21 protein-coding genes are annotated in these 24828 nt (G+C 68.5%); 5 read left to right on the forward strand and 16 right to left on the reverse strand.

The genetic code is table 11. The features are described from left to right. Positions 1-105: 105 nt before the first annotated feature. Positions 106-1914, forward strand: coding sequence for a thiamine pyrophosphate-requiring protein (locus HB662_RS04345; RefSeq protein ID WP_209443114.1), 1809 nt, complete (start codon positions 106-108; stop codon positions 1912-1914). A 245-nt stretch (positions 1915-2159) separates the two neighbouring features. Next, positions 2160-3803: a bactofilin family protein gene (locus tag HB662_RS04350; protein WP_209443080.1), complete on the forward strand. Its 1644-nt coding sequence runs from the start codon at positions 2160-2162 to the stop codon at positions 3801-3803. 59 nt (positions 3804-3862) lie between these two features. Here the strand turns inward: HB662_RS04350 and HB662_RS29620 are convergent, their stop codons facing one another. The 8 genes from HB662_RS29620 to HB662_RS04390 form a co-directional block, all read right to left on the reverse strand. Further along, positions 3863-4138 carry a glycine zipper domain-containing protein gene (locus HB662_RS29620; RefSeq protein WP_168047469.1) on the reverse strand — a complete coding sequence of 92 codons (276 nt, stop codon included), beginning with the start codon at positions 4136-4138 and terminating at the stop codon, positions 3863-3865. Continuing rightward, positions 4135-4524 carry a Rap1a/Tai family immunity protein gene (locus tag HB662_RS04360; protein WP_168047471.1) on the reverse strand — a complete coding sequence of 130 codons (390 nt, stop codon included), beginning with the start codon at positions 4522-4524 and terminating at the stop codon, positions 4135-4137. Before HB662_RS04360 ends, HB662_RS29620 begins: the two co-directional genes overlap by 4 nt. 124 nt (positions 4525-4648) lie before the next feature. After that, positions 4649-5656, reverse strand: coding sequence for a lipid A deacylase LpxR family protein (locus HB662_RS04365; protein ID WP_245185396.1), 1008 nt, complete (start codon positions 5654-5656; stop codon positions 4649-4651). Between the two features lie 3 nt (positions 5657-5659). Then, on the reverse strand, positions 5660-7474 hold the full coding sequence (locus tag HB662_RS04370; RefSeq protein WP_168047473.1) for an SLC13 family permease: 1815 nt from the start codon (positions 7472-7474) through the stop codon (positions 5660-5662). Between the two features lie 3 nt (positions 7475-7477). After that, positions 7478-9028 (reverse strand): AbgT family transporter, encoded by a 1551-nt coding sequence (locus HB662_RS04375; RefSeq protein WP_209443081.1) that lies wholly within the window; start codon positions 9026-9028, stop codon positions 7478-7480. Beyond that, a complete protein-coding gene (locus tag HB662_RS04380; protein ID WP_168047475.1) occupies positions 9025-10407 on the reverse strand; it encodes a M20/M25/M40 family metallo-hydrolase in 1383 nt (460 codons plus the stop codon). The genes HB662_RS04375 and HB662_RS04380 overlap by 4 nt, the downstream gene beginning before the upstream one ends. Before the next feature lie 151 nt (positions 10408-10558). Then, complete coding sequence (locus HB662_RS04385; RefSeq protein WP_168047477.1) at positions 10559-11065, reverse strand: DUF1269 domain-containing protein; 507 nt, start codon at positions 11063-11065, stop codon at positions 10559-10561. A gap of 81 nt (positions 11066-11146) precedes the next feature. After that, positions 11147-11461 carry a hypothetical protein gene (locus HB662_RS04390; RefSeq protein ID WP_168047479.1) on the reverse strand — a complete coding sequence of 105 codons (315 nt, stop codon included), beginning with the start codon at positions 11459-11461 and terminating at the stop codon, positions 11147-11149. Between the two features lie 188 nt (positions 11462-11649). On the opposite strand from HB662_RS04390, the gene HB662_RS04395 reads away from it, so the two are divergent. Then, on the forward strand, positions 11650-12672 hold the full coding sequence (locus tag HB662_RS04395) for a helix-turn-helix domain-containing protein (protein ID WP_168047481.1): 1023 nt from the start codon (positions 11650-11652) through the stop codon (positions 12670-12672). On the opposite strand, the gene HB662_RS04400 is transcribed toward HB662_RS04395, so the two are convergent. The 5 genes from HB662_RS04400 to HB662_RS04415 form a co-directional block, all read right to left on the reverse strand. Then, complete coding sequence (locus HB662_RS04400) at positions 12659-14911, reverse strand: efflux RND transporter permease subunit (protein WP_342449437.1); 2253 nt, start codon at positions 14909-14911, stop codon at positions 12659-12661. The two genes, HB662_RS04395 and HB662_RS04400, sit on opposite strands and share 14 nt — an antisense overlap. Further along, the gene (locus HB662_RS29905; protein WP_342449438.1) at positions 14908-15741 is read right to left on the reverse strand and encodes an efflux RND transporter permease subunit; all 834 of its coding nucleotides are present in this window, start codon (positions 15739-15741) and stop codon (positions 14908-14910) included. Before HB662_RS29905 ends, HB662_RS04400 begins: the two co-directional genes overlap by 4 nt. Continuing rightward, positions 15738-16826, reverse strand: coding sequence for an efflux RND transporter periplasmic adaptor subunit (locus HB662_RS04405; protein ID WP_168047483.1), 1089 nt, complete (start codon positions 16824-16826; stop codon positions 15738-15740). The genes HB662_RS29905 and HB662_RS04405 overlap by 4 nt, the downstream gene beginning before the upstream one ends. A 126-nt stretch (positions 16827-16952) precedes the next feature. Continuing rightward, positions 16953-17975: a patatin-like phospholipase family protein gene (locus HB662_RS04410; protein WP_168047485.1), complete on the reverse strand. Its 1023-nt coding sequence runs from the start codon at positions 17973-17975 to the stop codon at positions 16953-16955. A 22-nt stretch (positions 17976-17997) separates the two neighbouring features. After that, the gene (locus tag HB662_RS04415; RefSeq protein ID WP_168047487.1) at positions 17998-18588 is read right to left on the reverse strand and encodes a hypothetical protein; all 591 of its coding nucleotides are present in this window, start codon (positions 18586-18588) and stop codon (positions 17998-18000) included. A 415-nt stretch (positions 18589-19003) separates the two neighbouring features. Here HB662_RS04415 and HB662_RS04420 point away from each other — a divergent pair, with 415 nt between their 5' ends. Continuing rightward, positions 19004-19834 carry a helix-turn-helix domain-containing protein gene (locus HB662_RS04420; protein WP_168047489.1) on the forward strand — a complete coding sequence of 277 codons (831 nt, stop codon included), beginning with the start codon at positions 19004-19006 and terminating at the stop codon, positions 19832-19834. A gap of 228 nt (positions 19835-20062) precedes the next feature. On the opposite strand, the gene HB662_RS04425 is transcribed toward HB662_RS04420, so the two are convergent. Beyond that, positions 20063-20599 carry a fasciclin domain-containing protein gene (locus HB662_RS04425; RefSeq protein ID WP_168047491.1) on the reverse strand — a complete coding sequence of 179 codons (537 nt, stop codon included), beginning with the start codon at positions 20597-20599 and terminating at the stop codon, positions 20063-20065. A gap of 436 nt (positions 20600-21035) precedes the next feature. Between HB662_RS04425 and HB662_RS04430 the strand changes: the two genes are divergently transcribed. Further along, complete coding sequence (locus HB662_RS04430) at positions 21036-21812, forward strand: MipA/OmpV family protein (protein WP_168047493.1); 777 nt, start codon at positions 21036-21038, stop codon at positions 21810-21812. Between the two features lie 15 nt (positions 21813-21827). Here HB662_RS04430 and HB662_RS04435 read toward each other — a convergent pair whose 3' ends face one another. Then, positions 21828-23414 carry an ABC transporter substrate-binding protein gene (locus tag HB662_RS04435; RefSeq protein WP_168047495.1) on the reverse strand — a complete coding sequence of 529 codons (1587 nt, stop codon included), beginning with the start codon at positions 23412-23414 and terminating at the stop codon, positions 21828-21830. An 86-nt stretch (positions 23415-23500) separates the two neighbouring features. Further along, positions 23501-24541, reverse strand: coding sequence for a helix-turn-helix domain-containing protein (locus HB662_RS04440; protein WP_168047497.1), 1041 nt, complete (start codon positions 24539-24541; stop codon positions 23501-23503). Between the last annotated feature and the right edge of the window lie 287 nt (positions 24542-24828).

Here is a 24828-nt window from a genome sequence, read left to right on the forward strand (position 1 = left end):
GGGCAACCGCGGCCGACGAACGGGCGTTGCGACCTGACCCGGCGGGACGGCAGGCGCAGCCATTATCCAGGCTCCGGGCGGAGCGAGGGAGACTCCATCATGGCAATGACGGTCAGCGACTTCCTGTGGGACAGGCTGCATGCCTGGGGCGTCCGTCGCGTGTTCGGCTACCCAGGCGACGGCATCAACGGGTTGGTCGGCGCGCTGGATCGCGCCAAGGACCGGCTGGATTTCGTACAGGTCCGGCACGAGGAGATGGCCGCCTTCATGGCCTGTGCGCATGCGAAATATACCGGCGAGGTCGGCGTCTGCCTCGCCACCTCCGGCCCCGGCGCCATCCACCTGCTGAACGGCCTGTATGATGCCCGGCTGGACCACATGCCGGTGCTCGCCATCGTCGGCCAGCAGGCGCGCGCGGCGATGGGTGGCCATTACCAGCAGGAAGTCGACCTGCCGAGCCTGTTCAAGGATGTCGCCGGCGCCTTCGTGCAGCAGGCCAGCGTTCCGGCGCAGATCCGCCATCTGGTGGATCGCGGGATGCGCATCGCCATGGCGAACCGGCGCGTCACCTGCCTGATCCTGCCGAACGACCTGCAGGAACTGGATGCGGTGGAGCAGCCCGAGCGCAAGCACGGCACGGTCCATTCCGGCCTGGGCTACGCCCGGCCGGTGGTGATCCCGACGCAGGCCGAGGGCCAGCGTGCGGCCGATGTGCTCAATGCCGGATCGAAGGTCGCCATCCTGGTCGGCGCCGGCGCGCTGCATGCGACGGACGAGATCATCGCGGTCGCCGATCGGCTTGGCGCGGGCGTCGCCAAGGCGCTGCTCGGCAAGGCGGCGGTGCCGGATGACCTGCCCTTCGTCACCGGCTCCATCGGCCTGCTCGGCACCGGGCCGAGCTGGGACATGATGACCGAGTGCGACACGCTGCTGATGGTCGGCAGCGGCTTTCCCTACTCCGAATTCCTGCCGAAGGAAGGCCAGGCGCGTGGCGTGCAGATCGACGTGGATCCGGCCATGCTGTCGCTGCGCTACCCGATGGAGGTGAACCTGGTCGGCGACAGCCGCGGCACGCTGGACGCGTTGCTTCCGCTGCTGCAGCAGAAGACCGACCGCAGCTGGCGCGAGCGGATCGAGGGCAAGGTCGCCAAGTGGTGGAAGACGCTGGAGGACCGCGCGATGCAGCCGGCGGAGCCGCTTAATCCGCAGCGCGTGTTCTGGGACCTGTCGCCGCGCCTGCCGGATCGCTGCATCATCGCGGGTGACTCCGGGTCGCACACCAACTGGTACGCGCGCGACGTGAAGCTGCGGCGCGGCATGATGGGCACGCTATCCGGCGGGCTGGCGACCATGGGATCCGGCGTGCCCTATGCCATCGCGGCGAAATTCGCCCATCCGGATCGTCCGGTGCTCGCAATCTGCGGTGATGGCGCGATGCAGATGAACGGGCTCAACGGACTGATCACCATCGCCAAATACTGGCGCGAATGGGCCGACCCGCGGCTGGTCGTGCTGGTGCTGAACAACCGGGATCTGAACCAGGTGACCTGGGAACAGCGGGTGATGGCGGGCGATCCGAAATTCCTCGGCAGCCAGTCGCTACCTGACCTGCCGTATCACAAGCTGGCCGAGATGCTCGGCCTGCGCGGCATCTTCGTCGATCGGCCGGAGGATGTCGCTCCCGCCTGGGTCGCCGCCTTCAGCGCCGACCAGCCGACGCTGGTGGAATTCTACACCGACCCCAACGTGCCGCCGCTGCCGCCACACATCACGCTGAAGCAGGCGCGCGCGCTGATGTCGTCGATGTTCGGAGAGCCAGAGCTTGGCAGCGTCGTGATGAACACGGCGCGGCAGGTCTTCGCCTCCGTGCTGCCCGGATCGCGGGAGGAGCGAGAACCGAAGGCGCGCGACTGATCCGCCTGGGACCGACACGCATCGCGGGCGCGATTTCCCTAGCCGGGACAACGGCAACGGTACCAGCGTGAGCAGGTCGCACGGCCGTCAGCCAGACAGGCCGCATTTCTGGCTTGATTGCAGGCCAGTCTGATTCTTGTCTTTGCGACCTGCTTCCGAAGCGGTCCGGCTTGCAGCAAGGGATCCGGTGAACGATGGGATTCTGTCTCGCAGATTTTCATCCACTGCTCCCGGCCGAGCAGGAGATGATCGCCACCCTTCGCAGCGGCGACTTCGACAGGCTTGGCAGCGAGGCTGCAGGATCCCTGCCGGAGGCGGAGGATGCGACGCGGGCGGTTCGCGCGGATCTTCTGCGGTTCCTGCTGCTCGGCGGCGAGGAGGGTGCGCGGCCCCATGAGAAGGGCATTCGAGTCCAGGGCGCATGGGTTACCGGTACGCTCGATCTGGAAGGCTGCCGCATTCCCCGTGATATCGGGTTGAAGAAATGCCGCTTCGACGCCGCGCCGATCCTGCGTTCCGCGATACTCGACAGCGTGTTCCTGGACGGCTCGATCCTGCCGGGCCTCCGCGCCGAACGGATCGAGGCGCGTGGAACAATTTCGCTGCGCGGCGCCGTGATTGCCGGCGAAGTCCTGGTGGAGGGAGGGCGCATCGGCGGCAACCTCGACTGCAACGGCATCGTTATCGACGCGACGGGGGATCACGCCATCCAGGCCGAGGATCTCGACGCCAGCAGCGTTCTCCTGCGCGGTGCCGTCATTGCCGGAAGCATTCGCCTGTCAGGGGCAAGGCTCTCGGGAGACCTGGACGCCTTCAATCTTCGTGTCACCAGCGACGACAAGCCGGCAATCGATGCCGGCGCTGTCGAGACACGCGGCGATGTGGTGCTGCGGGCTGCGCGCGTCGAGGGCACGCTGCGCCTCGTCAGTGCCAGGATCGGCAGCGACCTCATCCTGCAGAACGCCATGCTGAGCAATGCCGCAAAGGTGGCCCTGGAGCTCAACAACGCCGTGGTAACCGGCGTCTTGTTGCTGAACGGGCGGGCCAGGGTCTCCGGCGTGCTCGACCTGACCGGTGCCACGATCGGCACGATCCACGACACGATCGCGGCCTGGCCGACAACGGGCGATCTGCTGTTGAACCGCTGCCAGTACCAGGCAATTGTCGAAGGACCCGTTGATGCCCGGACCCGCATCGGCTGGCTGGCGCTGCAGGATCCGGAGCGATGGGGCGAGGATTTCTGGCCGCAGCCCTATGAGCAGTTGGCCAAGGTCTTCCGCGACCTCGGCCATGACGAGGATGCCCGCCGCGTTCTCATCGCCAAGGAGCGACTGCAGCGCAGTGCCCGGCGCCGGCGAGCGCCGAATCGCGCCTTGCGCTTCCTGCTCGGCGTCACCGATGGGGTTCTGGCCGTCACCTTGCTGTACGGGCGGCAGCCCCTGCTCGTCTTCGCCTGGCTGTTCTTCTTCTGGCTGATGGGCGTTGGCGCGTTCCAGCATGCCGAACGCATCCGGGCGATCATGCCGAACAGCCCGGTGGTGCTGCGCTCGCTGGAATGGACTCTATGCGGACTGGATCACAGCCAGGCCCGCTTTCTCATTACGACCCGTCAGGAGATGAACGGGCTGGCGGCAGCGGGGCAGACGCAGCTCGACTGCTTCAAGGATCAGTTCGAGGCATCCGGCTATCCCGCCTTCAACCCGTGGATGTTCTCGCTGGAGACGCTGTTTCCCGTTCTGGAGGTTGGCCAGAAGGCATATTGGCGGCCGGATTCATCGCAGCGCGGTGGCGCCGTGGTGATGGCCTTCTTCTACTTCCAGTCGCTGATCGGCTGGGCACTCAGCCTGCTCGCCGTCGCCGGCTTCTCCGGCCTGGTCAAGTCGCGCTGACCCGGCCTTGTTCGCCGGCGACGCGGGCCCGTAGGACACCGCGCTCCTTGGGGGCCAACTCAGCGCTGCGCACGGCCCGCCTGGACACCCTCCTCGAAGGCCCGGTCACGCGCGCGGACGTGACGGTCGTAGACGAAGCCACCGCCGGCGCCGAGCCCGGCGCCGATCGCCGCGCCAAGCCCCGCATTTCCCGAGAAGGAGCCGATCAGTGCTCCAGCGCCGGCTCCGGCCAGGCCACCGGTCATGGTGCGCTGCGTGCCTGAGTCGAGATCGGCGCAAGCCGTGAGGCCGAGGAGCGCGGCGGCGCCCAGCGCCAGGGGAAGCTTGCGGATCATCGTGGGCTCCTTCGTGAGGCGGGTTGCGGGACCGCGGGCGTCGGGCAGGGATAGGCTGCGGTGGCCCACCGCATCACGCCGTCGATCGCACGATCCCCCGCGTGCTGCGGATTGGCGCGCGACCAGGCGACGAAGGCGGCCTGCGCCTGCTCCACCGTGGGCGTCGCTTCGCCGAGGCAGAAGATTGGCGTAAGGCCGCCGCGCGCAGTGCTGGCCTCGTGGTACTGCCCGGCACCGACGAGGAAGCCACGACAATAGGCGACGGCCACCGCATCGGACGATGCGCAGAGTTCGGTCAGCGGGCCGGTTTGAACCGGCCCTGTCTGCGCGGCGGCAGCCCCTGCGACGGCTGACGCCAGCAGCAATCCCGCGGTCAAGCTCTTCATCGAAACCAGGTCCCCCGTCCCCCAACGCTTGCCGTGGGCGGCGCGGCCACACTTCGCCGCATCGCGCCCGTCGGCACATCGGCGGCATGTCGCGCGACTATGCCTGGCGTCCCTGTCGCAGCACTCAGAAACGCACCGCAAGGCTGACCGATCCGAATTGCGATCCCTCGCGCTGCGTCTCGAACTCCTTGCTGCGCATCGTATAGGTGAAGGTGAGGCGCGCGCGTGGGAACAGCACCGCGAAGCCGAGGCTGGCATCACCGACCAGCACCTCGCGATCCACGCTGCGGCTGTCCCGCCAGGTGTTGCCATCCAGCGTGATGTCGCGGGCGACGGCCCTGCCCTCGACGGCCGCGAAGCCGTACCAGCCCCAGCGTTCAATCGGCTGGAAGAACACCGATCCGGCCGAGACCGGCCGGGCGCGCGGCGGGCCGAAATCCGCATCCAGCTCCGTGCCGACGCGCAGCATCAGCCCTGCGGCTGCATAGGTCTGCACATTGCCAAGGCTCGCTGCAAGGCTCGGCACGAACCCATACTGAAGCCCGCTCGCGCCAAGTGGCTGGTTGAGCCGCCACTGCCGGTTCAGTACCAGGTTGAGGCCGGGCTCATCCTTGATCTGCGCGTCCCAGCCCAGGGCACGTTCGATGTTGAACAGATCATGCGTGTTGTTCTGCACCTGCTCGCCCAACGCGGCCGGCCCGACCGTGCCGAGCTGCAACTCGAGGCTGCCGAACTCCCGCGGCGTGTAGGAGATCAGCGTCACCGCACCGTAGAGCCAGCCGGCATAGGGCCGATCGTTGGGATCAGGGTTGCGCGCCCGCGTGTCCTCCGGCGTGAACTTCTTCTGCCCGAAGGCGATGCCCCAGCGGGCGGTGCCGCCGGACGGGAACAGCAGGGAGGGACGGTCCGTCAGCCCCGCCAACCAGTCCGGCGGATTGTAGGATGGCGAGCCCCAGGCGAAGAGGAAGCCGTTCGTGTAGAAGCGATCCCGGCCCGAGAAGGTGTCGTTCTCGAGCAGGAAGACATAGGTGCCTGCCGGGTCGGCCGGGCGCGCCGGCGGCATCTGGGGCGCGGCCGGCAGGGCGACCACCACAGCCGCAATGTGGATGCCTGCAGCTGCGATGCGTGCCATCGTTCAGAAGCGCCAGACGAGGGGAACGATGAAGACGCCCACGATGAAGAACCAGATCATCATCGGCAGGCCGAACTTCCAGTACTCGCCGAAGGCGTAGCCACCGGGCCGCATGACCATCAGGTTGGTCGGCGTGGCGATTGGCGTCAGGAAGGCGGCGGCTGCGGCCACCGCGATCGTCATCAGCACCGGCAATGGGGAGACGTCCATCGCGCTCGCAGCGGCGACGCCGACCGGAATGATGATCAGCGCGGTGGCCGTGTTGCTGATCAACTGGCCGAGCACCGCGGTCAGGATGAACAGTCCCGCGAGCAGGATGGTGGGGCTGCCGCCGGCGGCCATGGCCACCAGCCCGTCTGCCATCATCTCCGCAGCCCCGGTCTGCACCATGGCGGTGGACAGCGGCATCATCGCCGCCACCAGGATCACGGTGGTCCAGTCGATCGCGCGGTAGCATTGCTCCACATTCAGGATGCGCAGCAGCACCAGTGCGAAGCTGCCCAGAATGCCGGCAACCGCAGCCGGAAGCAGGCCGGTTGCCAGGAAGAAGACCATCGCGGCAAGCACGCCGATCGCACCCCAGGCCCCGATGCCGAGCGGCACGGCCTGACGGCGCACAAGCTCCGGCGAATTCACCACCAGCACCTGCGGATCCGCGAGGCGGACGTCGAGCGCCTTCCAGCTGCCCTGCAGCAGCATGGTGTCGCCCGCCTGCAGCGTCACCGGCTCCACCCCGGCATCCATTCCGCCACGCTGGATGGCGATGACGACAAGGTCGCCACTCTCGGTCACCATGCCCTGGAAGGCGGTCTGGCCGATCATCTCCGAGCGCGGCGGGATCATTACCTCGGCCAGGCCCGAGCTGCGGTTGAACAGGCTGTCGCGGAGTTCGACGTCACTATTCTCGAGCCGGAAGGCAAGGTGATGGGATGCTGCAAGCTGCGCCGCTTCCTCGCCATCGCCGGAGACCAGCAGGAAGTCGCCCTCCGCCAACGTCTCGCGCCGAAGGCGGTCACCGCTCTCGCCATCATGGATCGCGACGAGGCGAAGGCCCTGCCAGGACGGAGCATCGAGGGCCGAGGGCTGCTGGCCGACAAGTGGCGAGGTGGCGCGCAGGCGCAGCCGGAACAGGCCCTTCTGCAGACCGTACTGCTCGACCAGCGTGGTGGCATGGCGGCCGAAATCCACGCTCATCGTCTCACCGGCGCGATGCGGCAGAAGCCTCTCGCCAAACAGCACCGTGATCGCGATCGTGCCCAGCAGCAGGGGAATGCCGACGATGGTGAATTCGAAGAAGCCGATGGCACGCATCCCGGCATCGGCCGCCGCCTCGCTGACCAGGACGTTCACCGGCGTGCCGGTCAGCGCAAGCAGCGAGCCGGCATGCGCCGAGAAGACCAGCGGCATCAGCAACTGCGACGGCTTGCGCCGCAGCCGCAGCGCCATCACCATCACCACCGGCAGCAGCGCCGCAACCGCGCCGTTCACGCTGATCAGCGCGGTCAGCAGTGCCACCAGCAGGGCGATCAGCACCAGCAGCCGCGTGCGACTTTCCTCGCCGGCGCCGCGAATCAGCATCTGTCCGGCCCAGGCAGTCACCCCGGTGCGGTCCAGCGCGGCGCTGATGACGAACAGCGTGGCGATGAACATCACCGCCGGATCACCGAAGCCTGACAGGGCCTGGTTCAACGTGACCAGCCCGGTCGCGTAGAGCGCGAGCCCGACGCCCATCGCCACGATGATGACCGGAATGCGGTTCCAGACGAAGAGGATGATGGCGGCCAGGATGATGGCCGCCATCAATGCGATGTTACTCATCGTCTAAAGGCCCCAGGGCAGGCCGAGGAGGTACCAGGCCGCCAGCAGCATGGTCCAGACCACGGAGATCGCGATGACATAGGGCAGCATCAGCGCGATCACCGTGCCGACGCCGGCGTCCTTCTGGTATCTGATCGCGAAGGTCACGATCATGGCGAAATAGGCGTTGAGCGGCGTGATGGAATTCATCGGGCTGTCGCCGACGCGATAGGCCGCCAGCACCGTCTCCGGCTCGACGCCGAGCTGCATCAGCAGCGGCACGAAGACCGGCGCGAAGATCGCCCATTTCGCGATTGCCGCGGTGATGATGAGGTCGATGCCGAAGACGGCGATGACGAAGCCGACCAGCAGCACCACGGTCGGCATGTTGAGCCCGCCGAGAAACTCGGCCAGGGAAACCGCCGCCAGCGTCGCCATGTTCGAGTAGTTGAAGATGGCGATGAACTGGCTGATCACCAGCAGCAGCAGGATCAGCCCCGCCAGCGCGCCGATGGATTTCTGGATTGCGGCGATCGCCTCCGCCGCGCTGCTCATGGTGCCCGCCGCGCGGCCGTAGGCGATACCGCAGACCAGGAAGATCAGCGCGATGGAGACGATCAGGCTGCCCATGAACGGCGAGGCCCCGATGATGGCGCCGGTTTCCGGATTGCGCAGCGGAGCGCCGGGCGGCAGCACCAGCAACCCGATGAGCACCATCACGCCGATGAAGCCCAGGCCCGCGGCGCGCAGGCCCTTGTATTCGTCGTCCGACAGCACGTTCTCGCCCGGGACGTGGTAGTCGCCCACATAGGCGCCGAGACGTGGCTCGATCACACGCTCCGTCACCAACCCGATCAGCACCGTCAGCATGGCGACGGAGGCGATGGAGAACCAGACATTCGCCGCCAGGTCGATCGAGACATTCGGGTTCACCAGACGCGCCGCATCGTTGGTGATCTCCGTCAGAATACCGTCGACGGGCACGATCAGCACATTGACCATGAAGGCCGAGGCGACGGCGGCAAAGCCCATGGCAAGGCCGGCCAGCGGATGCCGGCCGACGCTGAGGAAGGCCGCCGCGGCAAGCGGGATCAGCACGAGGTATCCGGCATCGGCGGCAATGGAGGAGACGATGCCGACGAAGACCAGGATGTAGGTCAGCGCCTTGGGCGGAGCGACGATCACCAGCTTGCGGATCAGCGCCTTGACCAGGCCGGCTTCCTCCGCAACGCCGACGCCGACCATCGCCACGATGATGACGCCGACCGCGTTGAAGCCCATGAAGTTCGGCACCACCCCGGTGAACATGAAGCGGAGGCCGTCGATGGTCAGCAGGCTGCGTGCGGCCGTCGTCGCTGGCTCGATGTCGCCCGTTGCAGGATTGTAGGCCTGGTAGGTGACCCGCGCGCCGAAGGCCGCCAGCAGCGCCGACAGGATGACCACGAAGACGATCAGGTAGACGAAGATCATCACCGGATGCGGCACGCGGTTGCCAATGCGCTCGACGGTGTCGAGCAGGCGCTGCATCACCGTCTTGTCCTCGAGCGTCGCCGGCGGCGGATGGATCGCGCTCATGACGACAATGCTCCCAGGATGCGCGCCCAGGACCGGATGCCCTTCTGGAAGCTGACCAGGTTGTATTTCTCGTTCGGGCTGTGGATGCGGTCATCCTCCAGCCCGAAGCCCGCCAGCACGACATCCATGCCGAGCGACGTCTTCAGCATATGCGTCACCGGTATGGAGCCGCCGGAGCCGATGAACACCGCGGGCTTGCCCCATTCGTCGCTCAATGCCTTGCGCGCCTTCGCGAAGGCAGGGTCCGTATCGGGGAAGCGGATCGCACGGCCGGAGCCGTGCTCGATGAACTCCGCGCGGCAATCAGCCGGCAGACGAGCGCGGACATGGGCGCGGAATGCCTCGCGGATCCTGTGCGGGTCCTGGTCGAACACCAGGCGGAAGGAGATCTTGGCGGAGGCCTGGGCGGGAATGACGGTCTTGAAGCCTTCGCCCTGGTAGCCACCGCCCATGCCGTTGATCTCGCAGGACGGGCGCGACCAGACCATCTCCAGCGCGTCGCGGCCCTTCTCGCCGGCCGGCACGGACAGCCCGACGACACCCAGGAACTTCTCCGCCGTGAAGCCGAGCGTGCCCCATTGCTCACGCAGTTGCCCGGGCAGTTCCGGCACGCCGTCGTAGAAGCCAGGCAACGTGACGCGGCCCTGGTCGTCGTAGAGCGCCGCGAGGATCCTCGCGAGAATGCGGTTGGGGTTGGCTGCGGCCATGCCGTAGAAGCCCGAATGCAGGTCGCGATCGGCGCCGTGGATGATCACCTCCTCGCCGCACAGGCCGCGCAGCATGGTGACGATCGCGGGTGTCGTCGCATCCCACATGTTGGTGTCGCAGATCAGCCCGATATCGGCCTTCAGCTCGTCCTGATTGGCATCGAGAAAGCCCGGCAGATTGACACCGCCGGATTCCTCCTCGCCTTCCAGCAGGATCGTCAGCGGAATCGGCAGCTTTCCCGTCACCGCCTTCCAGGCGCGGCAGGCCTCGACGAAGGCCATCAGCTGCCCCTTGTCATCGGCGCTGCCCCGGCCGCGGATCACCTTCGTGCCGTCGGCCTGCGTCTCGACCACCGGATCAAATGGGTCGCGGTCCCACAGGTCCAGCGGGTCCACCGGCTGAACGTCGTAATGGCCGTAGAACAGCGCCGAGGGTCCGCTGGCGTTGCGGTCATGCGCGACGACGATCGGGTGCCCCGGCGTGGATCGCGCCGCAGCATCGAACCCGATCGCGCGAAGATCCTCGGCGTGCCATTCCGCATTCGCGGCGCAGTCGCCGGCGAAGGCGGGGTCCGTGGAGATGGATTTGATGCGCAGCACGGCGAACAGCCGTTCCAGGGCGCCGTCCATATCCCGGTCGATTTGCGCCAGCACGCGGTCGAGTTCGCTCATGGGTTTCCTGCCTGCCGTTGTGGCGGTCGGGCGCGCATGTCGCTGCACCAGGTCCTGCCGGTATGGCCACGTTAGAGACGGGCGCTGCGCGGTCCCACGGCGGCGCGTCCCGCCTCTGTGCACTCCGTCCGCTGCAGCGGAACCGAGGCGCTCATGCCGCGCCGCGCTCGGCCTCCACGCCGCCGAGTGCCGTGCGCAGCATGTCTTCCTTCGTCTCGTCGAAGGAGCTGCTCATGATGCGCCCACCCATGCCCTGCAGCCCCGCCATGACGCGGTCCGCCGTCATCTTCCGCACCAGCAGGAACAGCGCGGCCTCACCCGACTGCAGCGTCTGCGCCACCTCCTTCATGAAGGTGTCGTTGATGCCGACATCGCTCAACCGGCCGGCAACGGCACCCGTCGCCGCGCCAAGCGCGGCGCCCGCCAGCGGGTTGAGGAACAGCAGACCGATCAGCGAGCCCCAGAGCGCGCCGCTCGCCGCACCCGCCGCCGTCGGCTGCAGGATCTGGTTGAGCTTGATGCCACCATCGGGGCGCCGCAGCGCGACGGCGGCATCGCCGACCGCAATCAGGTATTCGCGCTGCATGGCCAGGATGCGCGAACGCGCCTCCTCCGCCTGCGCTTCGGTCGGGAAGGCGATGACGAGCAGGTCTGCCATGTGAATGCTCCTGTCGATGGCATGCGGGCGAAGGTGACCGCGGCGCGGTGAGAGGGGGGCATGCCGCGCCGCGGGCGGGCTCTACTCGACGACCGTAAGGTTCGCCGGGTTGAGCCGCGCTGTGCGCAGCGCGCCGCCGGGCGTCCTGTGGACGACCGTGGACTTCGGGATGTCCACCGCGACCACTTCGGCCGCCGGCAGCCGCAGCTGCAGATTGTTCAGCAGGATGGTCTCCGGCACGCCGCGCGGCGTCTTGCCGCCGGTGGCGCGGCACTCGACCTCGGCGCACTCGAATTCGCGCGCGGGTTGGGCCACGGCGGCTGCGGCCAGGGCGATGCCGAGGCCGGTATCGGGTGTGAGGCGGCGCGCCGCCCGCATAGATTTCAGGGACATCATCTGTACTCCCACGGGCCCGGGCAGGGCCCTGCGGCCTGCGTCGCAACCGGTACCAAGGCGCGTGGCGCAAGGGATGGGCGCGGCGTCCCCGCGCTGAACCTCGCGTTCCTTGGCGCGCGAGGAAGCTGGAACGCCCGGCGGCTTCGCGATAAGGCAGGGGCAGGCGTTGGCGAGAGTGAACCGCAGATATGCCCGACCCTGGCGCGACCGATCTGCGAGATCCGGTCCGGGGCGACGGTCCCGGCGCCGAAGGGGCGGGGCGATTCTCGGTGGATACGCGCGACCTGCCGCCGGCAATCCGCCTGGATGCATGGCGCGCCTTCTGGCAACCAGCGGTGCATGTGACGGCGAGGTGCGACGGTGCCGAGGGCTTCATCGGCCAGGCCACGCTGCGCCGGCTCGGCCGACACGTCCTGCTGGACATGCAGGCGGCACCCGCCAACTATCGCAGGCCGCGCAGCCAGGGCCTGCGGGATGGGCTGGACCATTGGGTGGTGGCGTTGCACATCGGCGAGACGGAGCGCCCGACCGCGGCGATCTGGCTCGGCTCGCTTTCGCAGGGAATCGGGCTGCGCGATCTCGGCGGCCGATGGCTCGCCGTGTTCATCCAGCCGCAGTGCCTGCCGCAGCTCGCCTCAGTCTTCGCGGCGCCGCGCGCGGTGCCGGTGCTGAGCCCGGCGGCACGCATGCTGGCCGGGATGCTGCCGCGCATCACTGCCTCCGCGGACCAGTTCGCGGCCCGGGAGGCACCGCGCCTGGAAGCCGCGCTGTCCTCCATGCTCGCGGCATGCCTGCTCGATGATGAGATGCAGCCGACCTCCGGCCGCCTGCAGCTCGAGGCCGCAAGGCGGGCGCGGGTGATCGCGCTCGTGGACGCCGCGCTGGGCGATCCGGAGTTGTCGCCGGCAAAGCTGGTGCGGCAAACCGGCCTCTCCCGCTCCGAGCTGTATCGCTGCTTTGCGCCGACCGGCGGCGTCTCTCGCGTCATCCAGTTGCGCCGGCTGCGCCGGGCCTATGCCGAACTGGCGCGCGCAGATGGGCCGAGTTCGATCAGCCTGATCAAGGACGCGGTCGGGTTCTTCGACGCCTCCAGCTTCACCCGCGCCTTCCGCCGCGAATTCGGCTGCACCCCGCGTGAGGTGCTGGCCCGCCGCCCGCCGCCCGCAGCGCATCCCTGTCCCGGCCTGGCCGCAGCGCTCAGCCCTCGTTGACGGCCAGGACAGGGCTCGGTTCCGGCGCTGCGCCACGCCGCTCCAGCACCGTCACATACAGCGCCGGCAGCACGATCAGCGTCAGCAGGGTGGCCACCAGCAGCCCCCCCATGATGGCGAAGGCCATCGGCCCCCAGAACACCGTCGGCGCGATCGGGATCAGGCCCAGCACGGTGGAAAGCGCCGTCAGCATCATCGGCCGCAGGCGCGACGTGGCGGCCGCCAGCACCGCATCCCGCAGGGCCATGCCATCGGCCCGGTCCTGGTCGATCTGCACGATCAGGATGACGCCGTTCTTGGCGATCATGCCGAGCAGGGCAAGGATGCCGAGGATGGCGACGAAGCCGAGCGGCCGGTTGAACACCAGCAGCGCCAGCACCACGCCGATCAGGCCGAGCGGCAGGATCGCGACCACCAGGGCAAGCCGCGCGAAGCTCTGCAACTGGAACATCAGCACGGTCAGCATCACGACGATCATGACCGGCACCACGGCGATGACGGAATCGCGGCTCTTGGCGCTTTCCTCCGCAATGCCGCCGATCTCGATCCGGGTGCCGGCGGGCAGCCTCGCGTTGATCGCGGCGATGCGCGGCGTCACCTCCGCCACCACCGTCTCGGGCAGCACGCCGGGGCGCACATCGGCCTGCACGGTCAGGGCGGCAACACGGTCGCGACGCCAGATCAGCGGATATTCCTGGCCGTGCTCGAAGGTGGCGAACTGGCCGAGGGCGACGGTGCGGCCGCCGGGAATCGGCACCTGCATGGTCTCCAGCGTATCCAGCGAGAGCCGCTCCGCGGCGGTGGCACGCGCCCGCACGCTGACCAGGTAGATGTCGTCGCGGATCTGGGTGATGACCGTGCCGGTGATGGCTGCGTTCAAGGTGCCGGCGATCGCGGTGGAGGACAGGCCGAGCTGGCGCGCCTGTTCCTGATCCACGACGACGCGCAGCTGGCGGGCCGGCTCGATCCAGTCGAAGCTCACATTGCGCGTCCCGGCGCTGGCGGCCACTTCCTGCGCCACCTCCAGCGCCACGGCGCGGATGGTCTCGATGTCAGGGCCGACGACGCGGTATTGCACCGGCCAGCCGACCGGGGGCCCGAGCTCGAGTGGCGATACGCGGGCGATGGCTGTCGGGAACTGCTCGGCCAGCAGGGCTTCCAGCCGGCGTTGCAGCGCTTCGCGCACCTCCGGGTCCTTCGCCACCACGACGGCCTGGGCGAAGAAGGGGTTCGGCAGCTGCGCATTCAACGGCAGGTAGAAGCGGATCGCGCCGCGGCCGACATAGCTGCTCCAATGCGCCACGTCCGGGTCCTTCGCCAGCGCCGCATCCAGCCGCTCCACCGCTGTCAGGCTGGCATGGATCGAGGCGTTCTGGGGCAGTGTCAGGTCCACCAGCAGCTCCGGCCTGTCGGAGGAAGGGAAGAACTGCTGCGGCACGAAGCGCAGGGCATAGAGCGAGACGAGGAAGGCCGCGATGGCGACGGCGATGGTCACCCAGCGCAGCCGGATCGCCATGGTCAGGAAGGCCGCATAGCCGCGCAGCAAGGCGCCAGGCGGCGCTGCCGCCACGCCGGCCGCCTGCTTCGGCGCCTTCAGGATGGCCATGCCGAGCAGCGGCGCGAACAGTACCGCGACAAGCCAGGAGACGACCAGCGCCAGGCCGACCACGGCGAAGATGGAAAAGGTGTACTCGCCCGCCGAACTGGCGGCGAAGCCGATCGGGATGAATCCGGCGATCGTCACCAGCGTGCCGGTCAGCATCGGTGCCGCCAGTGTCTTGTAGGCGAAGGTGGCCGCCTGCGCCTTGCCGTCGCCGAGCGAAAGCCGCCGGATCATGGCGTCGATGGTGGTCATCGCGTCATCGACCAGCAGGGTCAGCGCGATGATCAGCGCGCCGAGCGAGATGCGCTGCAGGTCGATGCCGGCCAGCAGCATCAGCGGGAAGACGATGGCAAGGGTCAGCGGGATGGAAAGCGCCACCACCGCGCCAGCGCGCACGCCCAGGGCGACGAAGCTGACGGCCATGATGATCAGGATGGCTTGCCACAGGCTTTCCGTGAATTCGCCGATCGCGGTGTCCACCGTCTGGGCCTGATCCGCCACCAGGTAGGGCTCGATGCCGATGGGCAGGTCGGCCTGGATTGCCTGCATCTCGCGCCGCAGGTTTTCGCCCAACGCCAGGATGTCGCCCCCGGCGCCCATTGCGATGGCGAGGCCTATGGCGGGCCGTCCGTTCACCCGGAACATCGGTTGCGGCGGATCGGCATAGGCGCGGCGGTCTCCGCGATATCGGTCAGCCGCACCAGGCGGTCGCCGGCGACGAAGGAAATCTTGGCAAGGTCCGCCTCGTCCTGGAAGGCACCGGAGACGCGCACCGAAAGCCTCTCGTCGCCGGTCTGCACCAGGCCGGCCGGCTGCACCGCATTCTGTGCCTGCAGCGCGGCGATCAGCGACGGGTAGTTCAGCCCAAGCCCGGCGAGCCGCTCCAGCGAGAATTCGACGAACACGACCTCATCCTGCGCGCCAAGGATCTCGACCTTGGTGACGTCCGGCACGCGCAGCAGGCGCGAGCGGATGGCCTCGACGTAGTCGCGCAACTCGCGTTGGCTGAAGCCGTCCGCGGTGAAGCCGAAGATGATGCCGAAGGTGTCGCCGAAATCATCGTCGAAGCCGGGGCCGACCACGCCCTGCGGCAGGGTATGGCGCATGTCGCCGATGCGCTTGCGCACCTCGTACCACATGTCCGGCACCACCTCCGGCGGGGTGGAGCCTTTCAGTTCCACGAAGATCGTGGTCTGCCCCGCGACGGTGTAGCTGCGCAGCCGGTCGAGGTTGGGAGTCTCCTGCAGGGTCCGCTCCAGCCGCTCCGTCACCTGGGCCAGCGTCTCCTCGATGGTGGCGCCGGGCCAGGCGGCCTGCACCACCATGGCGCGGAAGGTGAAGGCCGGGTCCTCGTTCCGGCCGAGGCGGAAGAACACGATGCTGCCGGCGATGACGGCGACCAGCATGAAGTAGGCGAGAAGCTGCGGCCGCCGGATCGACCACTCGGACAGGTTCGGCCCGATCATGGTTGGGCGTCCAGCAGCCGAACCTGCTGCCCAGGGCGCAGGACCTGCACGCCGGCGGTCACGACGACATCGCCGGCTGCCAATCCCGAGCCGATGATGGCGCGCGCCGGGTCATGCCGCAGGATCTCCACGGGGCGCAGCGCGACGGTCCGGCTTGCCGTGTCCACCACCCATACGGCAGCGGCACTGCCCTGGCGGGTCAGGGCGCTGGCCGGGATGGCGTAGCCCGCTCCGCCCTGCAGTTCCATCCGGCCGGTGACGGTGGAACCAAGCCGCAGCCCGGCGGGCGGATCCTCCAGCCCGATGCGCACGCGGAAGGTGCCGGTCACCGGGTCGGCGCTGGGCGAGACTTCCCGCACGCGACCGGTCGCGCGGGTGACGGGGTCGAGCGTCAGCGCCACGGCGACGATCACCCCCGGCGGCGCGCGGTCCATGACCGCGGGCGGCACGTCGAACACCGCGTCCAGGCCATCCTGCCGGGCAAGGCGCACGATCATGCGGCCGGGCGCCACCACCTCGCCCGCCTCCGCGCCGCGGGCGGTGACGGTGCCGGGCGCATCGGCCAGCAACTCGGAATAGCTCAACCGGTTCTCGGCGATGTTCACCTGCGCCTGCGCCGAATCCACCGCACTGCGCGCGGTCTGCCGCTGCTGCGCCGCCTGGTCGTAGCGTTGCCTGGTGCCGAAGCCGCTGCGCAGCAATTCGCGCGCACGATCGTAGTTCGCCTCCGTCTCCACCAGCTGCGCCTGCGCGGCCACCAGGGCGGCGCGCGCGGCGCGCAGCCCGTTCTCCTCGTTGGTGCGGTCGAGGCGGGCAACCACCTGCCCCGCCGTCACGCGGTCGCCAACATTCACCAGCCGCTCGATCATGCGTCCATCGATGCGAAATCCGAGATTGACCTCGGTCTGCGCCTGGATGGTGCCGGTCAGGCTAACGGTGGTGCTGTCGCCGCGCGATTCGACCGTGACGACGCGGACCGGCCGCGGATCCGGCGCGGCGGGCGGCGGCGCCTCGCCGCAGGCGGCCAGTGCCGCGAAGGCGAGCAACAGGCAGGGCCGCTTCGCGTCGCCCGAGACACTCGACATGCTCGAAATCCCTGCACTGATGGGCAGGGGAAAGCTAACGATCCGTCCGCCTTCCTTGATCAGCGGCACGTCCCGGCCATGCGCACTACGTCCCGAAGCCACGCCCGCGCGACTGCACGCGATGCCCTACACACCCGCGAGCATTGCATCCAGATCGAGCGAGGATCGCACGCCAAGGGCCCGCGCATGGTCACGCAGGAAATCCTCTGCCGCCCGCCTGCCCGCTTCGCGCAACCATTCGAGGAAGGCCCATTCGGCGTTGAGCTTCGAGGAATAGCCGAGCGCGGCCATGACCTCGTTCCGTACCATGTGCAGCCGCATGCGGGCCCAGGCCGCGCCTTCGCTGTTGCCAGGGTCGGCGACCTTGCGCAGCAGCGCCATCATCTTCAGTTCCTTCAGCGCCACCGCATTGAAGGAAATCTCGTTCACCCGGTCCAGGATATCGCGCGCGCTGCGCGGCGTGCCGGGGCGCTCGATCGGGTTGATCGGGATCAGGATGGTGTCGTCCGAGGCGAGCTCCGTCACCAGGGGCATCAGCGTCGGGTTGCCGGCGAAGCCGCCATCCCAGTAGGGCTCGCCCTCGATCTCCACCGCCTGGAACAACTGCGGCAGGCAGGCGGAGGCCAGCAGCGCCTCGATGCCGAGGTCCGCGTTGCGGAAGATCCGCGGACGCCCGGTGCTCACGCTGGTTGCGGTGACGAAGACCTTGATCGGCCCGCCGCGGAGCGCTGCGAAGTCCACGCTCTCACGCAGCACCTCGGCCAGCGGGTTGCCGGCGACGCTTGGCAGGTCATAGGGCGAGAGGATACGGGCCAGCAGGTCCATCATCAGGAAGGCCGGCGAATTGTCGAGCGTCCAGCGGCCGAGCATCACATCCACCGGGCCGCGCTGGAACGGGCTGAAGGTGGCGCTGCGGGACACGCGCCGCCAGAACGCCGCGAGCGCCTCGCGCGCGCCCTGCCTGCCGCCGATGGCATAGCCGCTGGCCAGCACGGCCGCGTTCATCGCCCCGGCGGAGGTGCCGGAAATGCCTTCCACCTCCAGCCACGGCTCCTCCAGCAGCCGATCGACCACACCCCAGGTGAAGGCGCCATGGGATCCGCCACCCTGCAGGGCAAGGTCCACGAATGCGGGATCACGTCGAGGCATCACGCCCTCCGGCGCTCGGTGGTCACCGCGGCCCAGCCGGGACAACCCGCACAGAGGCCTGCGCGAGCCGACGCAGCAGGCGCAGGCGGCGCAGGATCGGGCGGCGGTCATGCAGCAGCATCTCGACCGGCTTCCACATCGCCACCCAGCCGAGGATGCCGATGCTTTCGCGTGCGATGCGGGTCAGGGGCCGTTCGGGGAAGTCGGCGACCAGCACCCAGGCGGTCGTCAGGCAGGCGGCGAGGATCGCCAAGCCGATGGCAAGGCTGCGCCGCGCATCGGAAAGGTGCTCCTTCGCCGAGCGCTCCTGCGCCTCCGCCAGCAGGCCGAAATGCGTTGCGAGCGCATCACCCAGCCGCGCCTTGTCGGCACTGCCCATGGCATCGGGCGGCAGGCGCACGGTGACATTGAGCGGCACCTCCGTGGGCTGGCGGCGCGCCCATTCGATGATCTCGCTTTCCGCAGCAGCGCGAAGGCAGCCGGGATGCAGCGGCCAGGCGGCATCCACGGCGACCAGTTGCCCGATATCCATCAGATCCAGGTCGAGATTCGAACCGGCGAGAGATGCGGCCGGCCTGGCGGTCGATGACGCGGTCATAACGGCATCGGACATGAGGCCCCCGGCTCCAAGGTGCACCGACCTTAGGCTGCCCCCCCATGATGTTCATTATCCGGCCGTCCCGCCGCTTGCCCGCACGTCTCCGGAAGAACGCAAGTGCAAATACCCGGCCCGCATCGGGCAAAAAATTCAGCCCGAATAATTTATCGCGAAGACCGAACCGCCTCGATAAACAATATATTCGCGACGATGTTTCTTGTTGCGGAAGCGGGCATGCCCCAGTTAATGGACATGCGAATGCTCATTGGTGGCGCCAATGTTTACAAGAATTGCCGGCCAGCAGCAGTATATTTTTCAACTTAAAGTTGATCCTCCAGTATCGGGAAATGCGAGGTCTCGCCTGCTGAAGCCGCCGCGCCAGCCCGCGCGGAACCCGCCGGCGCGCCTTCAGTTCGACGCCTGGCGTGACATGAACCTGGGGCTGGTCGATCATGCCGCGCCCCGGACCCTTCCCGATCGCTACGAGGTGAGCGCCGTCACCTTTCGCTTTGGCGGGCTGGCGCTGCCTGCGGCGGAGACACCGGCCGAAACCTGCCAGCGCCCGGCAGGCAACCTGCGGCGCGACGGCAAGTGGTCCGGTCAGCTCGTGCGGCACACGCTGGGGCATCCTTGCGACGCGGCACCCGCCCCTTCTGGCTCGCCGCATTTGCATCCGCCGCGCGAGGAGCTGCCCTCCACCCTCGTCTCCGAAGTAACGGGCTGCCAGGTTCTGGATACGCCGAGCGGACTTCTCCTACGGGACTACCTTCTGCTGCTGGCGGACCAGCTTCCCCGCATGACGATCGCGGATGGACAGCGTTTGGCGGAAGCCACCAGGGCGATGATCGCCCTTGCGGCAGCAGAATGCCCGGCGCGGCAGGAGGCGGCGGCGGCGCCCCTCGGGGCTGTGCAGCTGGCGCAGGTGCACAGCTTCATTCGCGCCAATCTCGGCTCGGCCAGGCTCGGGCCGATGCGGATCTGCCAAGTGGCCGGCATCGCGCGCTCGCAACTCTACCGGCTGTTCGAACCCTATGGTGATGTGGCGCTGTTCATCCAGCGGGAGCGTCTGAACGCGGCCTACCGGGCGCTGACCGACCCGAACGATACGCGCAGCATCGGCGAGATCGCAGAGGCGAGCGGGCTGTTCGATGCTTCGAGCTTCAGCCGCATGTTCCGCCGTGCCTTCGGCATTCCGCCGCGCGAGCTACGCATGGCACAGAGGATGCGCACGCTCAGCGCCCGCGAGACCCAGGCCATCTAGGGCCGCGACCGCGGTGTGCCGGCGGCTGGATGCGGCGCTGGTGTGGTCCGAAGGGCCATCCGTGACGCCGGGGCCCCGAGCATATCCACCGACATGTCCATGCTGCACCCTGCGTAGCAGCCGGCGGCCCGGTATGGCCGCCGGCGCATCAGCAGGCCCGGCACGCGCGTCCGTCCTATCCGCGTGCCGGTGGTACGAACCCTGCCCGCCTCGCGAAAGGCAGCATCACTAGCGGATCAGCGGCGCGTCGATGGCGTGGATCACGCCGTTGGAGCACGGGATGTCGGCGCGCGTGACGCGTGCCATCCTCTCGCCCCTCACCACCACCGACAGCACGCCATTCTCCCGGCTGAGCCGCAGCGGCGTGCCAGCCTCCGTCATCAGCTCGCCGGCCTGGCCAAGCGCGGCGCTGTCATGGCGCCCCTGCACCACATGCGCCTGAAACGCGGCCGGTGCGAGAACCGGATCGGACTCGCGAATCCCGTCCACCATGGGAAACAGCCGATCGATGAGAACGCTGCGTGCCCCACCCGCCAGCGCATCATTGGTCGGCGCGAAGATGGTGATGGCTTGGGCATTGCGGACATCGGCGACGGCATGAGCGCGGATCACACCGCTGATGAAGCGGGAGAACTCGTTCATTCCTGCGAGGACGTCGACACAGTTGCGCTGCTGCGCCGAGGCGCCCGGTGCGCTGACGGCGCCCATGGCGACGGCGATCGCAGAAAATGCGGCGAGGCGCAGTCTTGAGGATCGGAAGGTCATGGCATTCTCTCCTTGTGACGGGCCGAAGCCCCGCAGCGGGTTGGCGAGGGCCTCGGCCCCGATCGCCAATCACGAACCTACGGCGGCGCTCCGGCGCGTGGCATGGGCGTGGGTCTCAGGCCTATGCCAACCGTCCCATCATCGGCCGACGCGCCCCCTGGCCAGGCCGAGCCGCGCGCGACGGCCTGCCTTCACGCGTCGGAGCCTGCGCCGTGTTGGAACATCCGGTGCATCGGACGGATGCGACGCCCATCACCCGCCTGGCGCGGATCACTAGTCTTCCCGGCACCCGCCTGAGGAGATTTCGATGGGACAGAGTTGTGCACCCCCCGCAGCTCGGTTTGCCGATGCGCGGCCATCATCCTTCTCGCCAGGGAGGGATCGGCGGAACGGGACAAGGCCTCCCGCCGCAAGGATTGCTCTGCTGGTCGCAGCCGTGCTGGCCTTCGAATCCCCTGCCAGGGCGCAGACCGATCTCACGCCGCAGGCGATGCCGCCACCTTCGACAGCCGGCGGCGAATGGCGCGTCTCGGTCGGCGCGGGCGCCCTGCTTTCGCCTGACTATCTGGGTTCCGACAGCCACACCCTTTCGCCGCTCCTCAGCCCTGATATCCGCTGGCGGCAGGACACGCTGTTCCTGTCCCTGCGCGATGGCCTGGGTGCCACGCTCCTGCGCCACGGTCCTGTCTCCATGGGCGTCGTGCTGCGGCCCCGCTTCGGGCGCGACCAGGACGACAACGACGCCTTGCGCGGCATGGGCGACATCCGCCCTGCCGGCGAGGGCGGCCTTTTCATGCGCTATGCCAACCCGAACTGGCGCGGCGCGCTGGAGCTGCGCCAGGGCTTCGGCGGCCATTCGGGTCTCGTCGCCGATGCCCGGCTCGACCGGGTGCTGCGCCTGCGACCGGATCTCATCCTGACCGCCGGCCCGCGGTTGAGTTGGGGCAGCGAGGATTTTGCCGAAACCTATTTCGGCGTCGATGTGGAGCAATCCAGGCGCAGCGGCTATCAGCGCTTCGCGCCACAGGATTACTGGTTCGCAGGCGTTGCCGCGAGCCTGACTCTGCAGCTCGATACCCGCTGGAGCCTGACGGCGTTCGGGGAGGCCGGACAGATCCTGGGTGACGCCGCCGACAGCCCGCTCGTCGATGGCCGCGGCAGCGCAACCCAGGCGCTGTTCGGCTTGACCCTCAACTGGCAGTTCCTGCCGTAACGCCGCCGCGCTGCGTCAGCGCCGCACATTCCAGAAGAGCGGCGGCCCACGCAGCACGCCCGTCAGCGATCGGCGGTAGGCGGTTGGCAGGAAGTACTGGCCGAGCGGAAGATAGGGCACCTCGGCGAAAGCCAGGCGCTGCATCTCGGCTGCGATGACCCGCTGCGCGGCAAGGTCGGCGGCGTCGAGCCATGCGTCGGCAAGCGCCTCCATGCGCGGAATGGAAGGCCATCCGAACCAGGCTCGCTCGCCGCTGCCCCGGACCAGCTGGTGAATGCCCGGATGCAGCAGGTCGAGCGTCGCGAAGCCGGTGTAGAAGCAGGACCAGCCGCCGCGCTCGACAGGCTCGCGGCTGGCGCGCCGCTGCACCACGGCGGCCCAGTCCGTCGCGACATGGTCGAGGTTGAGCCCCAGGCGGCGGAACAGCGCGGCACCCACCTCACCCGCCGCCTTGCCCGCTGGAAAATCCGTCGAGACCAGCGAGACCACGCGCTCGCCGCGATAGCCGGCCTGGCGAATGGCCTCGCGGGCGCCTGCGATGTCACGCGGTGCGCGGATCGCCTCCATGCCGGCATCGCTCGCGAGCGCCGTGCCTGGCGGCCAGATGCCGACGCCATCCTGCCATGAGCCGGGCTCGGTGCCCGCCACCGCATTCATGAAGTCCGCCTGGTTCACCGCGCTCAGCACGGCGCGACGGATCGCCGGATTGTCGAAGGGTGGATGCAGATGGTTCAGCCGGCAGATGCTGATGCTGCCGAGTTCCGGCGTCGTCTCGATCATCAGGTCGCGGCTGCGGCGCAATACCGGCAGCAGATCGAAGTCGGGCCGCTCGACCCAGTCCACCTCACCGCGCAGCAGCGCCGCCGCCGCGGTGGATGGGTCCGGGATGGTGTGCCACTCGACGCGGTCGAAATGCACGACCTTCGGCCCAGCCGTCCATTCCGGCGTTCCGCCCTCACGCGGGAGGTATCCGGCGAAGCGTTCGTAAACGGCGCGCGAGCCGGCCACCCACGGGTCGCCGCGAAACCGGAAGGGGCCCGAGCCAACCACCTCCGCGACCACGCGCGAGGGCTCGGTCAGTGCAAGACGCTCCGGCATGATGGCGCAGATCGGTGACGCCAGCTTGCCAAGCGCATCGAGCATCGGCGCGAAGGGGCGGGAGAGGCGGATCACGAAGCTGCGGTCGTCGGTCGCCGCGATTTCGTCCGTTCGCACCGCCAGGAGTTGGCCCAGCGGGTCCCGCTGCGACCAGCGCCGGATCGAGGCAACGCAGTCCCGCGCGCGGACCGGCTCGCCGTCGTGGAACAGCAGGCCCTCACGCAATCGGAACGTCCAGCGCCGGCCCTCATTCTCGACCAGATGCCGCTCGACCATCTGCGGCGACGGCTTCAACGAAGCGTCGAGGCCATAGAGGGTATCGTAGATCATCAAGGCATGGTTGCGCACGACATAGGCCGTGGTGAACAGCGGATCGAGCACCGCGAGGTCCGCCTGCGGCACGAAGCGCAGGGTTCGCGCGGTCGCGCCATGCACCGGGATGGCCGGCGCGGACAATGTCGTGGTTGCCGCGATGGCGGCCAGCAGGTGTCTGCGACTGGGCACGAAGTTGCTCCATCGATGTCAGGCGGCCGATGGGGTCCGACGCACAGCCATGCAGCCGGCAAGCAGCGTGGCGGAACACCGTGCCTTCACATCGTCAGTGCCGGCGCCATGACCTCCAGTCGGGGACGGTGCTCAGGCGGCACGACGCGCCGCAGTGCACCAGGTGCGTAGCCGAACTCCCTTCGGAAGGCGCGGCTGAAGGTCGTTGGCTCGAGGAAGCCGAGTTCCTCGCTGATCACCTGGATTGTGCGGCCGTCGGTGGGATCGGCGATCGCCCGATGCGCCTGGCGCAGCCGCTCCCGCTGGATGTCGCGCACCACGCCGCCAACCGGCTCGAACAGGCGATAGAGGCGGGAACGCGAAATGCCCACCAGCCGGCACAGGAATTCGGGTGTGAGATCCGGTGACCGAAGGTGCTGGCGGATGATGGCGCGCACACGGGCCAGCCGCGCCGCCCGCACCACCGCGTCATCCACGAGCCCCGGCGTTGTGCCGGCCGAGACCGCTGCGCTCACCAGCGCCCGCGTTGCTTCAACGGCGCGCGGAATCTCGGCCTCCCGCATATTCGGCAATTCGGCGGCGATCCGCTGCAGGAAGCCGCCCAGGATACGGCCGGACGCCGAGGCAAGCGGCGCAACGCGGCAGCTATCGATCGCCGGAGCGAGTTCGGGGCAGCTGTCGCGCGGCATGACGAGGCAAAGCCATTCGCCGCCGAAAAGCTCCGTCTCGAACGGCTCGCCGAGCGAGAGGATGACCGGTACGAGCGGCGGAACGGTGAGGCGGCTATCGCCGCCGCGCACGCCATGCATGCCCCGCGTCGCGACGCAGACAAGCCAGTCATCAAGAAGGTCGCGGCTGATCTGCGCGGCGGAGCGGCGATAGCGCGCGGCATGCGTGACCACACGGTAGAGCGCGAAAGGGCCGAGCTTCCAGATGCCGTTGCGTGTTTCACCGTGCCCTGCGGGCGCGAGGTCTTCCAGCACCCCGGCCAGATCCACTGTCGGAGCGCCATTCGCGGGCATGCCGGCATATCGCCTGTCGCGACAGTCGTGCGGTTCCATCTCGATGGTTCGGGGAATGCCGTGCCCGGCATTCCGCTGCGGCCGCATCATCATGGTCTCCACCATGTCCACCTCCGCCATGCATCGCCGTACGGCGCAGCCGACCGGCACGCCACCATAAGCCAAGCCGCGCGCCGATGAGCAGGAGCGATAGGCTGGGCACAGTCCTGGGACGCTTGGCACAAGGCGGAACGGTGCGCGTGTCGCGGCTGGCATATGCAGCGCAATGCGGGGACTCCGAACCCATCGCCGCGCAGTCGGCCATCGCTAGAGTGCGAGCGGCAGGCGTTGCTCCGCGCCGCGTCGGCGGGCTCGCCGGCACCAGTGAAGGAGACGACTTCAACGGATTTAAC

The organism is Falsiroseomonas frigidaquae, from assembly GCF_012163145.1.
GTDB classification, from domain to species: domain Bacteria; phylum Pseudomonadota; class Alphaproteobacteria; order Acetobacterales; family Acetobacteraceae; genus Falsiroseomonas; species Falsiroseomonas frigidaquae.